We start from the raw sequence: 13,861 nt of genomic DNA on the forward strand, positions 1-13,861 counted from the left end.
TAGTCTCTGCTAATCTATTTATTATTTTGGATTCCCCAGTATTTTATTTGCAAGAAATTCTGCACAGTTACATCCTCTTGTTTTCTACTGCCAGTCTTTTGAGTTTTTCCTTAATGTCTTTCGGTGGAATATGAAGTTCTGATCGTTGAAACATAACCATGGCATCCGTAGGACAGAAGTGCGCACATACTCCGCATCCTATGCAGAGATCCTCATTAACCACAGGTATCTCAACATCTTCCACCAAAGTCATCTTGATAGCGTCAACCGGACATTTAGTAACACAAAGACCACAATTCACACATTTTTCCCTTTCCAGGTCCGCAATGAAATTACTGGGGTGGAATGCCATGATGTTTTTCTCATTTACACCTCTAAGCAAATGACAGCAGCAACTGCAGCAACTGCATATATATGTTGGGTTGTCCATTACATTGTCGCAAAGATGAACAAGTCCGAGTTTTTGTGTCTCTTCAAGGACCTCCAGCAATTCACCAACCGTTGCAGGTCTTGCTAGGTTCTTGCTAATAAGCCACTTCGCAGCTCTCCCCAAGGATATACACACCTCCTGCGGTGCATCGCATGCAGTACCTAAATGTGATGCCTGGTGCCGGCATGAACATGTTGATATTGAGCCTCCTCCTGACTGACGAATTATTTCCATTGCCCTTTCATAATCAAGTACTTCCGTCTCCACTGCTAGAGGCATAACATTTTCATACACCAAGGTACGCATAATCTTTGTATCTTTACCGGCAATTGTTTCATATAAGCCTTCACTGTTAAAATACTTCTCAAATAACTCTGCAAGTTCCTTCATTTCAACTGCTTCACCGGTTCTCATAAATGTATATTCAAAAAAACCAATTACAAATGGAGTAAGCATATAGTAAACTTCTCCTCTACGCGGAATATCTATTACAAGACCTCTGTATGACATATCTTTCAACATATCTTCAAGTTTGTCCTCTTCCATGTCAGTCAATGCTGCAATTTTGTCAAGTGTCATCGGAACCATCGGGAACTTACTGGCAACCTTTGCCTCTCCATCCAAATACAAGTTATGGAGCAGCGCCATAAACTCCCCGTTGATCTTTGCACCCTCAGGCGCCTTGCTTAGCCTCTCAGCCAGTGCGTGATAAATCATTTCTTTTGCATTTACTGAATGTCCCATTCTTTTTCACTCCTATTCTATCCTGTATTCTTTTGCAAATACACAAAACCTTTTCTTCTCAAAGGCAATATCCTTCCTCTTTTCTATAAAAGCAGTTACACCTTCCTTGAAATCTTCAGACTGACCGCACTTAACCTGTTGCTTGACTTCTTCTTCTATAAAAGTTTCGAAATCCTTGTAGTAACCAACCGCTTCAAGCATATCCCTGGAAACAGCTCTTCCTTTTCTTGTATGAATATTATTCAATTGATCTCTTCCCATGGAATGTGCTATGAGCAATTTCCCGTTACAGCTCATCTTCTCCGTCAGTTTTGATGCCGTGCCGACATCAAGGACCTTGCTTGATTGCTCTATGGATGCATAATCAAAAATACGGTTCATTATACTGTCATCCGGCTCGGATATTTTGTCCCAAGTTTCTGCTATATTGTTGAAAAATTCCTTCCGGTCCCTGTCAAGACCACACAATCCACATCTTCACTTTTCAGGTTGTTTTCCTTAAGCAAATCCTGCAACAATGCAGAAGATATGTCAATTTTGTGTGTCTTTAAAATTTCCATGCTGTTTTCAGCTATATATATATTTTATTTTCCAATTATTCATAGGCTTATATATTTGAAAACACAAAATACCCCTACAAGTACTCACATATTCCAGAAATAAAAAACTTCCCAAAATTCATCAAAACACCGAAATTTAGGAAGTTGCTACTTTCAATCAGGTCTTTCATATATTGAAATTATATCCTTTAGAAACCTTTCTGTGAATTGTAGATGGTGCAATCCCGAGCTGCTTAGCAGCTTCAGCTATAGTACCAAATTGATCTATGGCACTGCTTATCATTATTTCATCAACCATTCTATAAGCTTTATTCAACTCAATTAAACCATTAATGCTTATTATTCCATTTTTTCTACTATCATCATAAGTATCCAGTTGTATCAAGTTGTCTAAATCATCTATGCTTACTACATCCCTGCTGGATAGAATTACCATCCTTTCAATTACATTTTTCAATTCTCTGACATTACCAGGCCAGCTATATATATGGAATTTCTCCATGACATCACTTGTGATTTTCACATCTCTATCATATTTTGCATTATTTAATTTTAAAAAATGATAGGCAAGAGGGAAAATATCGGATTTCCTGTCCCGCAAAGGAGGTATTCTCAAGGGTACTACGCTTAAACGGTAATACAAGTCCTGTCTGAATTTTTCCTTGCTTGCCAAGTCTTCTCTGGCAATATTTGTTGCACTGATGTACCTTACATCTACCGGAATTATCTTGTTTCCCCCTATTCTCATAAATCCATTTTCCTGAATAACCCTCAGCAATTTACTCTGCATTGACAAAGGCAACTCTCCAATTTCATCAAGGAAAATTGTCCCTCCGTTCGCCTCCTCGAATAAACCCTTTTTACCACCCTTCTTTGCTCCCGTAAAGGCTCCCTCTTCATAGCCAAAAAACTCTGACTCCAGTAATTCCGATGGGATTGCAGCACAATTAATTGCTATAAAAGCCTTGTCTTTTCTATCACTATTCTTATGTATGTGCTTTGCAATTACTTCTTTACCAACACCCGATTCTCCAGTAATAAATACTGATGAATCCGTATTCGCCGCTCTTTTTGCTATATTCAACAGCTTTTCCATACTAAGACTTGAATGAATAACTTCCTCTTCTCTTTTCTTGTGTCTCCGTTGTTCCTTCAATTCCTGCAATTCAGTATAATATTCAATTTCCATGTCTTGAGCCTGCTTGAGTTCACCTTTAAGCCTAACCAAGTCTGATACATCCCTTCCCGTAACAACCATCCTCGTAAGCTCTCCTGAGTCATTAAATATTGGTATTCCCGTATATGTTATTGACCTTCCATTTAAATACTCGACATTTTTCTGTATCTTTTTTTCTTTCTTTAGCACTTCCCCTACAATAGGGACACTTTGAAGCTCTCTTTTCTCAAATTCTTCAAAATCCCTACCCACATAATCTTTTTCGCATATGCCGAGAATTTTTTCAGCCATGATGTTACACTTTTCATATATGCCTTCTTTATTAACAATTCCAACAACATCATCAACACAATCCAGAATTGTTCCAATAATAGCAGATGTAGAGGGAGTTTCTTCAAAAATGTAGAGTATTCCATTAAAAATATCTCTTTTTCTGATTATGCTAACACTAATACTCAGATTTCTAAAAAAAAGACTTTTCCGTATGTTGTTATCTTCATAATCCATTTCTGCAAAATCAGGATCAATTTCCGAAATATGACCAATATCGGATTTGCCTACGCTTTTCAGTAATCTCTTAGCAGAACTGTTTACATGCATAGCATAACCTTCATGATCGACCATGATTACAGCATTTGTAAGAATATCTAATATCTGAAAAAACTCCATTAAATCTACAACTCCTATTAATAAACTTTAACTTCTTCTTCTTTTCTTAAAACCCTCAATGCTCCCTGTGTCAATGCCAGAAGCTCATCCTCGCCAGGATACACTATTATAGGCGCAATAAAATTGATTCTTTCCTTGATAGTTTCAACAAACCTTTCGTCATAGGCCAATCCACCAGTAATAATAATTGCGTCTACATTTCCCTTTAATACAGCTGCATTCGATGCTATTGATTTTGCTATCTGATAAGCCATTGCTTCGTATATCAATTTGGCTTTTTCATCTCCTGCGTCAATCATTTCTGATACCTTTCTGCCATCATTGGTTCCCAGATATGATACATAGCCACCTTTACCAACAAGCATTTTTACTATATCATTTTTTGAATACTTTCCAGAAAGACATAGTTTCATGACTACATTGGTCGGAAGACCTCCTGCTCTTTCAGGTGAAAATGGACCATCTCCGGTAAATGCATCATTCACGTCTATAATTTTACCTTTTTCATGTGCTCCAACTGATATACCACCACCCAAGTGAGCAACTATCAAGTTTAAGCTATCATAATCTTTCTCAATTTCCTTGGAAAACCTTTTAGCAACAGCTTTCTGATTCAAAGCATGAAACTTGCTTTCTCGTTCAAATCCGTCAACACCTGTAATTCTTGCCAGATCACACATTTCATCAACCGCAGGAGGATCTACTATGAATGACGGTATACCATATATACCAGCAATATCTTTAGCTATGTGAGCTCCAAGATTTGATGCATGTTCACCTCTTCGTGCAACTCGAGTATCAGTCAACATTCTTTCGTTGACTTCATAGGTTCCTCCAAGAACAGGCTCCATCGCACCACCTCGACCTACTACTGCATCAAGTTCACTTAATTCAATTTTCGCTTCTGATAAGCAATTTAATATCGAATTTTTCCTGAAATCAAGTTGGTCTATTATCTTCTCAAAATTTTTAAGTTCCTCAACGTCATGTCGAAGCGTCTTTTCAAATACAAGTTCCTCATTACTATAAACTCCAAACTTTGTTGATGTTGATCCTGGATTTATCGCTAAAATTTTAAGTCCCATTTCTATACTCCTTTATATGATTTAAATTTTTGACCTGCCATGGCAGCCAAAGCTATTGAATTCAGCTTTGATTCTTTACTATCAGCTCTTGAAGTTATAATTACCGGAACTTTAGCTCCAAGTAGGACACCCGCCATTTTGACTTCACTCAGATACGCAAGAGACTTATACAAAGAATTTCCACATACAAGATCTGGCACTAGAATAATGTCAACATCCCCTGCAACATCACTTTCTATTCCCTTGTGAATTGCAGCTTCTTTACTTATAACATTGTCAAATGCCAAAGGTCCGTCTATTATGCAATTCTGTATTTCCCCACTCCTGTTCATAGCCACCAATTCCCTTGCATCAATTGTTTCAGGCATTTTCTCGTCAACATTTTCTTTTGCACACAATACCGCCACTTTTGGATTTTCAATGCCTATATTTTCAGAAAACTCAACGGCATTCTCTATTATCTGTTTCTTTTGCAACAAGTCTGGTTTGATATTTATTGCAGGATCAGTGATCATAAAAAGCTTATGATAATATGGAGATTCGAATATACCAGTTATACTCATAGTCCTCCCTGTTCTTAATCCATATTCCTTCTTAAGAAGAGCCTTGAGAAGAATAGACGTATCCAGCAATCCCTTCATTAAAACTTGAGCTTCTCCAACACTGACAAGCTCTACTGCCTTTTCAGCCTGCTCCTGCAGACCTCCTTCAACATTAATAATTTCAAAATTATCCTTGTCAATTCCCAGCTCTGCTAGTGCATCCTTTATCTTGTCTTCATCACCAACCAGAATGAAATCCGCTATATTTCTGCAGTACGCTTCATATACTGCTTTTAATACTGTCTTGTCTTGTGCTGCAGCAACAGATATTCTTGTCTTATCAGTATCTTTAAGAGCATTTAAAATATCTTCAATCGTTCTTATCATTTATTCAAACTCCTTTAATATATTTATTTATTAAACAAGCAATATCTATGCCAATTTTCCACCGTCAAAAAAACGCTATAAATCAATATTTTTAGAACACTAATAAAAAAAACGGCCTTGCAGGTTGCAACTTAAAGTTGCAACCTGCAAGGCCGTTGGTGTGTAATTATTTCAAATTATAACCTTTTTTTATTTTTCTGTGTATCGTAGATGGAGCGATTCCAAGTAATCTTGCTGCTTCAGTTACTGTTCCACACTCCTTGAGAGCTTTACTGATCATCAGTTCATCAATCATCTTGTGAGCTTCGCCTAAATCCATCAACTTATCTATTCTGATATTTCCTTCATCAATAGACTTTAAATCTTTATCAAATTGTATTAAATAATCGATATCTTCAATATTTACAATATCTTTATCTGACAGAATTACAAGTCTTTCAACAATATTTTTCAGTTCCCTGACATTTCCCGGCCAACTATATCCATATAGTTTTTTAACGACTTCCTTGGAAATTTTTACATTCCTGTCAAACTTTGCATTGCTAAGCTTTAGAAAATAATTGACAAGAGGCACTATATCTTCTTTTCTCTCTTTAAGAGAAGGAACTCTTAGCGGTATTACACTAAGTCTGTAAAACAAATCCTGTCTGAATTTTCCTTTATCCGCCAGCTCCTCTTTTGATAGATTTGTTGCACAAATATATCTAACATCTACACTAATTAATTGATTACCTCCGATACGCATAAAACCTTTTTCCTGCAATACCCTTAGCATTTTACTCTGCATTGGAACAGGCAATTCTCCAATTTCATCAAGAAAGACTGTCCCTCCGTTCGCCTCTTCAAAAAGACCTCTTTTTCCACCTTTTTTTGCTCCTGTAAAAGCTCCTTCTTCATACCCGAACAACTCAGATTCAAGCAGCTCAGAAGGTATTGCTGCACAATTAATTGCTATGAATGGTTTATCCGATCTAGTACTGCTCTCATGTATGAATTTTGCAATTTCCTCCTTGCCTGATCCCGACTCACCTGTAATAAAAACAGATGAATCAGTTTTTGATGCACGCCTCGCCACATCAAGCAGTTTCTCAATAATGTCACTTGTATATACAATCCTTGATACATTCTTGTTTTCACTTAATTCCTGAAGCTGTGCACGATATTGGTTTTTAAGTATCTGCGTTTCTTTCAAATCTTCCTTCAATTTTACCAGTTCGGACACGTCTCTTCCTGTTAAAACCGTTCTCTTTAATTCTCCAGATTCATTAAATATTGGTATGCCGGTAAAAGTTATTACTCTACCATTCAAATATTCTAGATTTCTCTTAACTGTTTTTTTGGAGTTTAAAACTTCTTCTACAATGGGTTTGCTTATCATTCTATCATTTGCAAAATCACCCACACTTTTACCTATATAATCATCCACATCAATATCGAGGATTTTTTCAGTAGTTCTATTACCCATTTCATATATTCCATCTTTGCTTATAACACCTACTACATCATCAATACAGTTTATTATTGTATCAGCAATAACAGATGTTAATGGATGCTCTTCAAAGACATAGATTATTTCCGTTTCAACATCATTAATTTGATTTGAAATTATATCGGCATCAGCTTTAATATTGCTAAAATTTATTGTTCTCTTTATTAGATTATTAGCAACTATCACATCCGAATCAAATATCGGATCAATATCATATATCGATTCCAAACTCGATTTATCAATGAATTTCAATAGTTTTTCGGCTGACTTGTTAATATAAAGCACATTTCCATCAGTATCCGTTAAAATAATTGCATTTGATATTTTACTCAGAATCTTATAATAGTTCCTTCTCATGGTTGAACCTCTCTCAATTTCATTGTATAAATAATCAAAATTCCAACATTAATACAATACATTATACTATTTACTATCTATTTAATCAAATATCCTAAATATTCTATGTACTGGCAAAGATTAATAATCTCATTTTGTTTGCGAATCAGGCACATCTGTCAATATCCCAGCGATTTGTATTTTATAGATCCACGCCTCCTTTTTCCATTAATTGTATGTGTTTCATGCATAGACATGCGTTTGTGTTTGCCCAACAAAAATTATCCGCTACATAATAATTTTTTTCTTTACATTCAAAAATTATCCCTTATAATGATATATTAACAAAACGGCATAGCAGCACGTAGTATTATATTATGGCACGTACGCGCATCTTGGACACTTATCCGATATTTTTTATTAACTTGAGAGGTATATATATGAAGAATCTATTTATGGCAGATAGAATGGACAAACTGGAAGGGGAAGCGGCCTTTGCAGTACTGGCAAAGGCGAGGGAGCTCGAGGCGAAGGGAATGGATATAAAACACTTTGAAGTGGGAGAACCGGACTTCCCAACTCCTATGAAAATAAGGGAGGCTGGAAAGAAGGCTATAGACGACGGACTCACTTTCTATTCACCTGCCCAGGGCTACATGCCCTTCAGGGAAGCAATAGCAGACTACGCAAAGCAGTACAAGAACATCGATACCGATACCAGCGAAATCGTAGTGACTCCCGGTGGAAAGTCCATGATTTTCTTCACCCTCATGTGTCTTGTCAATCCGGGAGATGAGGTCATATATCCAGACCCGGGATACCCTGCCTACAGGTCCATGATCAAATACACGGGAGGAATACCCGTTCCTGTAAATATTATTGAAGAGAAGGGGTACAGCTTCGACCTTGACGAGCTGGAATCCAAGATATCCGACAGGACAAAGCTCATAATAATAAATTCACCGGGAAATCCCACAGGTGGCGTTTTGCCTCCAGAGGACATTGACAGGATTGCAGAGCTAATAGAGAATAAAAACATATACGTTTTTTCAGACGAGATATACGACAGGCTTATATATGAAGGAACTACAAAGTCCATAGCATCCATAGCATCGGTCAAGGACAGGGTAATAGTGGCGGACAGCTTCTCCAAGTCCTATGCAATGACTGGATGGAGGCTCGGTTACGGCATCATGAATCCGGTACTTGCAGAAGAGATGACAAAACTGCAGATTAACTGCAATTCATGCACGTCGACATTTGTACAGGTGGCAGGAATTGAAGCCCTCAAGGGACCTCAGGACGAGGTTGACAGGATGAGGGGCGAATTCATGAAGAGAAGGGACCTGGTTGTTGAAGGTCTCAATTCCATAAAGGGATTCAGCTGCATGAAGACTGCAGGTGCGTTCTACGCATTTGCCAACATTAAATCTACAGGGCTTGAAAGCAGCGAGCTGGCTTCCACCATACTTGAAGAATCGGGAGTCGCCCTCCTTGACGGAGCATCCTTCGGAGACAATGGAAAGGGATATCTGAGGCTCTCCTACGCAAATTCCGAAGAGAATATCATGGAGGCTCTCAACAGGATAGACCTTCTCATGGGAAGGATTATGAAAAACAGAAGAGCTGTGTAATCCTATTTCCAGGACTATTCAAAAGAAAAACAACAATAAAAGCACCGGCCGTCCATTTCAATAAGGGCTCGCCGGTGCTTCTCATCATATGATTCCAAAAAACAAAAAGAACCGTCTAGTTTAGGAAAGTATCATTAAATTCATATTACCTTGTAACGTTGGTAATATGAATTTAATGATACTTTCCTGCACTGTTTGAATATCCGTGATGGTCACATGAATCGTGACCTGGATAACGCAGCAAAACCGCTTTCTGACCCTTTTGTTTTTTCTACTTCTTCTTAACAAGCATAGTAGACAGATAAGGAATCTTGTTCTCAATCTCCTCAATCTTGGTGTAGACCTTCTGCTCTTCGGTCCCGGCCTTGTAGATCAGGCTGAACTTGTCTTCAAGGTTGTGCTTCTTGAGGTTCTTCACTATGTTGTCGGGATTGTGGGAAGGTTTCATCACAACAATATTCTGGAACTTCTCGAATATTTCGTCAAGATCAAAGTCCGAATCTCTTGAGGCGGGAACTATTGCAAGTCCTTCCTCCCACTTTGCCAGTGGAAGTCCAAGAAGGGATGCAACCTTCGAGTATGAAGTGATTCCCGGCACAAGTTCAACTTCAACTCCTTCGGCCTTGATGGCATCGTCTATGTACATATAGGTGCTGTACATTGTTACGTCTCCAATTACTATAAAGGCTCCCGTTTCCGTCTCTTCCAGCTTCTCCCTTACTATCACTGCATTTTCCTTCCAGTTCCTGTTGAGCTCTTCCATATCGTAGTTCATCGGGAAGCACAGCTCCACGATTTCAGCTTCCTCGTTTATATACTCCCTTGCTATTTCATAGGCAAAGCTCTTTTCTCCAGGCTTCTTTACCGGAACGAAAACCACTGGGCTTTCCCCAAGTATCCTTGCCGCTCTTACGGTTACATCCTCTTTGTTTCCAGGCCCTACTCCAATACTGTACAGTTTCATAAAATCTCCTTTAATTGTTAAAATAAGTCTTTTCTTCTTCTCAATGGATAGTTGAGTTTTTTTGAGTTCCTTCTTTTTACCAGACCATCAAAATCCAATTCCACAAAGTGAATCTTGTTCCCCTCATAGTTTTCGTATATGAATTCACCTTTTGAGCTTACCACTGCAGCACCACCTTCAAGTTTTGCTCCCTTCTCCGTATACCCATAGGAATTGAGAGCCATGACTATCATTGCATTGTCATTTCCTCTTGCAGGAAGTGTCTTGTGCCACATCGACCTTCTGCTTCCGCATGCTCCCGGAGAGGCACTCAGGATGAAGGCTATATAGGCCCCTTCCAAAGCCTGGTGAAGAAAGAGCTCGGGAATATGCAACTCAAGGCACAGGTTTATGCCTACCTTGATATTGTCTATCCTCACATTTCCTATTTCATTCCCTTCTTCGAAGATCAGAGATTCTCTCAAGCCGAGATGGGTCTTTCTATATTTGTCTGTTTTGTCTTCATAACTGTCGTAGACAAGGGTGGAGATGTATCTGTGCTTCCTGTCCACTTCGTTGAAGCCGAAAATTATGCTGATTTCACTTTTTCTGCATTCATTTATTATTTCCCTTATTATGTCCGAATCCTCGGATATGGTGCATATGTTTTCAGGATTTGATGAATATCCTGTCAGAAAGGACTCGGGAAAAACCACTATGTCAGCATGATTTCTGCATGCTTCCTTTATTGCATCCTTCATTGTACGAAAATTCATGTTTATATCATTAAACACGGATTCTCTGTCGCAAAGCGCTATTTTCATTATATCCTTCCTTCATCGTAGCATATCCTTATGGACATGATAGTGAGCACCAGTATGTAGACCAGAAGAACGACAACCGAGAACCAGTAGGTATTCCTTCCGAAAGCCGCAGCCCTCATAAGCCTTACGGAATGGGTAAGGGGCATAATCTCAATTATGTTTCTCATGACTGCAGGCAGTCCGTCCACGTCAAAGAATGTTCCGCAAAGGAAGGACATGGGTGTAATTACGTAGGTAGAAAACCTGTTGAGATCGTAGTGGGTGTCTATTGATGCAGCCGTGAAAAATCCAAGTGCTGAAAACACCAGTGTGTTCATAGCCATGGAAAGGAAGAATATTCCCGGATTCAGTATCCTGCTTCCTGCAATGAATGCAACAGCCATTAGAAGCATGGCTGCATACATTCCCCTAAGGGATCCTGCAACTATATATCCAAGTGCGATGTTTTTGGTTTTTATTGGTGAAATTATATAATTCTCAAAGCTTTTCTCCTGGAGCCTTGACATGCTAACCCTTACGGATACTCCTGAGTAAGCAGACCTCATGGATGTCATAGCTGCTATTCCGGGGGCCAGATAATGAAAGTATGAATATTCTCCAAGATCGATGACCTTTCCAAAACCTAGTCCGAATGTCACAAGGTACAGCAGTGGTGATATGAGCTGTGAACTTGTAATCTTTGTGAACCGACTCTTGAAGAACATCCATTCACGCCATAGTATAGCTGTCATTTCCATCAAATCACCTTCTTCTTTGTAAAATTGTAGAAAACATCCTCAAGAGTTGTGTTCCTGATTGTAAAGTTGTCTTGAAGGTTTTGGCCCTCTTCCCTGGCGGATTCAAGATCCCTGTGGTAGCTGTACTTCTCCTCATAGTCCGAGTTTCTCCACTGGAGGGTTACCTTCCCTAGATTGTCTATCAGCTGGGACGGCTTGGACTGGGAGTAGAGTTTTGCATTATCTATGAGAATCACCTCGTCGCTAAGATTTTCAGCCTCGTCAATATAATGGGTTGTAAGAAGGATTGTTGTCCCTTCCTTCTTAAGCCTTATGAGCTCCGTCCAAATTTCCTTCCTGGAAACAAGATCTATCCCCACGGTAGGCTCGTCCAAAAACAAGACCTTTGGCTCGTGGATTATTGCTTTTGCTATCATGAGCTTTCTCTTCATTCCCCCTGACAGCTGGCCTACCTTTTTCTTCCTGTGGTCCTGGAGGCCGAACTTTTCAAAAAGGTATTCTATTCTTTCCTTCATATACGCCTTGTCAAGCTTGTAAAGCCTGCCTGCGAAAACCATATTCTGATAAATGGTAAGCTCCTTGTCAAGGTTGAGATGCTGTGATACAAGTCCCAGCTTGCTCTTTATTTCAGTGCTGTCCTTTGTATATTGTTCCCCTTCGATATAGACCCTTCCCGAGTCTGGAGTCAAAAGACCCATTATGGTTCTTATAATCGTCGTTTTCCCCGCTCCGTTTGGACCAAGGAGGGAAACAAACTTCCCCCTGTCTATCTGCAGGTCAAAGTCTTCCAGTTTGAATTTTCCGCCGTATGATTTGTTTATCTTTTCAAGCCTAATCATTTATTCCACCAATTTTTTCAAATATTTCCACTGCCTGGCAACAGGTTACTTCCCCATCCGGGTTGAAGTTATTGCCCTCTGTTTCAAACACTCCTGCCTCCACAAGTCTTTCAACAATCCTCGGGCTTTGACACTGTCCAAGGTCCTCTATCTCAACTTCTCTTACTTTCTCAAAATCACTTTTCATCATCCATATTGCTTCAGCAAAATCTTCCCTTGTAACTGCTTCATCGGGATTGAAGAACATTCCCCTGGATGTGAAATCATAATCAAGTATTCCTCTTCCGACGGCAGTCTCTACATATTCAAAGTATTCATGGTCGGGCTTCACATCTTCAAAATCACCGTAATACCTGCTTCTTTCCTCGGAAAAATAACTGTAGTCGGGATAGAATATCTGCATGCCTGCATATGTAACAATCATTTCAGCAAGAACTTCCCTTGTCAAGGTGCTCTCATCCGACAGGTAGTCTATTGATCTGTATTCTTCGGGATCCAACAGTCTTTTCATTTCCCTGACTCCCTTTGGCATCATCATTGTCGGAGAGGAAATAGACTTGCTTATTTCGTATACCTTCCCTTTTCTGACAGCCTTTATATCTTCTGAGTCCTTCCTTTCATATACAGCCCTGAGACTTCCTCCAAGGTCCTTGAATCCCGTCTGGGTGAAGTATATGTCTGCATTCAAAGTGTCTTCTTCATAGATGCCTCCGGCATAATTCATCATGGATGCTTCAACGGAAGAATCCTCGAGCAGGAGCATCTCCATATCGCTTGATTCGAAGGATGCGGACTTGCCGACTTCTGCACCGACCTTCTCCCTTTCAAGGGAATCCATTATTTCGTCAAACAGCAGTTCAGATTTTTTCTCAAGCCCCACAGTCATTCCGAGTTTTTTCAAATATCCACCAAGATCCTCAAGCCTTTCCGGATAGAGGGATACCACATTTATTCCGCTTCTCAACAGGATGTCTGTCTGGTCCCTGTAAAGCCTTCTTATTTCGGGAGTGATAAGTACAAGATCCGGATTTGCAGATATAATCCCTTCCGCATCCTTTTCCAGGTTGAATTTTTCCAGCCCCCCTATTTCAAGTGGGTATACTTCCTGATATCCGACGCCCACCAGAAGGTGCCCCGCTCCCAGGCTGTAAAGATTTTGTGTATGGCTCGTTTCAAGGGATATTATCCTCCTTGCAGCATCATCCATGAGTATGACCCTTCCGTCACTGTCTTCAAATTCGATTTCAGCAATCTTGGGCAACACCTTCTTTATTCCATTGACGCCTGCTTCAATAGGAACCCTCATGAGGAAAACCATCGCAACCATAAGCACCATTGCTGCATATATTTTTTTCAATCCTATTTTTTCCATTATCTATCCTCTTTCTTAACAATCGCTAAACGGTAGTTTTTCAAACCAAAGTTGGCAACCACGACCCTTGCCAAGGTAATTTCAAGTTACAGT

13 protein-coding genes are annotated in these 13,861 nt (G+C 39.4%); 1 reads left to right on the forward strand and 12 read right to left on the reverse strand.

Going from position 1 to position 13,861, the window contains the following annotated elements; all coding sequences use genetic code 11:
- Nucleotides 1-67: 67 nt before the first annotated feature.
- From BUB05_RS06025 to BUB05_RS06050, 7 genes are all read right to left on the reverse strand, one after another.
- Nucleotides 68-1,174: a 4Fe-4S binding protein gene (locus tag BUB05_RS06025; RefSeq protein ID WP_073048619.1), complete on the reverse strand. Its 1,107-nt coding sequence runs from the start codon at nt 1,172-1,174 to the stop codon at nt 68-70.
- Nucleotides 1,175-1,186: 12 nt separating this feature from the next.
- Complete coding sequence (locus tag BUB05_RS06030; RefSeq protein ID WP_139257945.1) at nt 1,187-1,555, reverse strand: hypothetical protein; 369 nt, start codon at nt 1,553-1,555, stop codon at nt 1,187-1,189.
- Between the two features lie 41 nt (nt 1,556-1,596).
- On the reverse strand, nt 1,597-1,734 hold the full coding sequence (locus tag BUB05_RS18645) for a hypothetical protein (RefSeq protein ID WP_175548518.1): 138 nt from the start codon (nt 1,732-1,734) through the stop codon (nt 1,597-1,599).
- A 166-nt stretch (nt 1,735-1,900) separates the two neighbouring features.
- A complete protein-coding gene (locus tag BUB05_RS06035; RefSeq protein ID WP_073048623.1) occupies nt 1,901-3,580 on the reverse strand; it encodes a sigma-54 interaction domain-containing protein in 1,680 nt (559 codons plus the stop codon).
- A 17-nt stretch (nt 3,581-3,597) separates the two neighbouring features.
- A complete protein-coding gene (gene buk, locus BUB05_RS06040; RefSeq protein ID WP_073048626.1) occupies nt 3,598-4,665 on the reverse strand; it encodes a butyrate kinase in 1,068 nt (355 codons plus the stop codon).
- A gap of 2 nt (nt 4,666-4,667) precedes the next feature.
- Nucleotides 4,668-5,594, reverse strand: coding sequence for a bifunctional enoyl-CoA hydratase/phosphate acetyltransferase (locus BUB05_RS06045; protein WP_073048628.1), 927 nt, complete (start codon nt 5,592-5,594; stop codon nt 4,668-4,670).
- A 166-nt stretch (nt 5,595-5,760) separates the two neighbouring features.
- On the reverse strand, nt 5,761-7,440 hold the full coding sequence (locus tag BUB05_RS06050) for a sigma 54-interacting transcriptional regulator (RefSeq protein WP_073048630.1): 1,680 nt from the start codon (nt 7,438-7,440) through the stop codon (nt 5,761-5,763).
- 419 nt (nt 7,441-7,859) lie between these two features.
- Here BUB05_RS06050 and BUB05_RS06055 point away from each other — a divergent pair, with 419 nt between their 5' ends.
- Nucleotides 7,860-9,053 (forward strand): pyridoxal phosphate-dependent aminotransferase, encoded by a 1,194-nt coding sequence (locus BUB05_RS06055; RefSeq protein ID WP_073048632.1) that lies wholly within the window; start codon nt 7,860-7,862, stop codon nt 9,051-9,053.
- Between the two features lie 271 nt (nt 9,054-9,324).
- Here the strand turns inward: BUB05_RS06055 and cobI are convergent, their stop codons facing one another.
- The 5 genes from cobI to BUB05_RS06080 are packed head-to-tail and all read right to left on the reverse strand — an operon-like array spanning nt 9,325 to nt 13,768.
- Complete coding sequence (gene cobI, locus BUB05_RS06060; protein WP_094762752.1) at nt 9,325-10,017, reverse strand: precorrin-2 C(20)-methyltransferase; 693 nt, start codon at nt 10,015-10,017, stop codon at nt 9,325-9,327.
- 17 nt (nt 10,018-10,034) lie between these two features.
- Entirely contained in the window at nt 10,035-10,820 is a 786-nt protein-coding gene (locus BUB05_RS06065) for a carbon-nitrogen hydrolase family protein (RefSeq protein WP_073048636.1), read from the reverse strand.
- Entirely contained in the window at nt 10,820-11,557 is a 738-nt protein-coding gene (locus BUB05_RS06070) for an ABC transporter permease (protein ID WP_073048638.1), read from the reverse strand. Before BUB05_RS06070 ends, BUB05_RS06065 begins: the two co-directional genes overlap by 1 nt.
- Nucleotides 11,557-12,396, reverse strand: a complete 840-nt coding sequence (locus BUB05_RS06075) for an ABC transporter ATP-binding protein (protein ID WP_073048640.1) — start codon at nt 12,394-12,396, stop codon at nt 11,557-11,559. Before BUB05_RS06075 ends, BUB05_RS06070 begins: the two co-directional genes overlap by 1 nt.
- Nucleotides 12,389-13,768: an S-layer homology domain-containing protein gene (locus tag BUB05_RS06080; RefSeq protein WP_073048642.1), complete on the reverse strand. Its 1,380-nt coding sequence runs from the start codon at nt 13,766-13,768 to the stop codon at nt 12,389-12,391. Before BUB05_RS06080 ends, BUB05_RS06075 begins: the two co-directional genes overlap by 8 nt.
- Nucleotides 13,769-13,861: the final 93 nt, after the last annotated feature.

It is taken from the genome of Dethiosulfatibacter aminovorans DSM 17477, from assembly GCF_900142005.1.
GTDB lineage: Bacteria > Bacillota > Clostridia > Tissierellales > Dethiosulfatibacteraceae > Dethiosulfatibacter > Dethiosulfatibacter aminovorans.